The 384-nt window shown below is 64.6% G+C and carries 1 protein-coding gene; it reads left to right on the top strand.

The window, feature by feature from the left end; genetic code table 11:
* A partial coding sequence (locus NBZ85_RS34320) for an FAD-binding protein (protein WP_261563541.1) occupies positions 1-384 on the top strand: 384 nt, incomplete at both ends.

Below are 384 nucleotides of genomic sequence, written 5' to 3'. Positions count from 1 at the left end.
AAGGTGGCCACAGCCATCGCCGAATCATTCACGCCGCCGATGCCACCGGGGCCGCGATTTTCAAGACCCTGCTCGACCAGGCCCGCCAACGCCCCAACATCCAATTGCTGGAGCAGCGCGTCGCCGTCGACCTGATCACCGAAAAACGCCTGGGCCTGGCGGGCGAGCGCTGCCTGGGCGCCTACGTACTCAACCGCACCAGCGGTGAAGTCGATACCTATGGCGCACGCTTCACCATTCTCGCCTCGGGTGGCGCCGCCAAGGTCTACCTCTATACAAGCAACCCCGACGGTGCCTGCGGCGACGGCATTGCAATGGCCTGGCGCTCGGGCTGCCGGGTCGCCAACCTGGAGTTCAACCAATTTCACCCCACCTGCCTGTATC

It is taken from the genome of Frankia tisae (genome assembly GCF_025403405.1).
In the GTDB taxonomy this organism is placed as follows: domain Bacteria; phylum Actinomycetota; class Actinomycetes; order Frankiales; family Frankiaceae; genus Frankia; species Frankia tisai.
The sequence above is the reverse complement of the archived record's forward strand: the minus strand, read 5'-3'. Positions and strand labels throughout refer to the sequence as shown.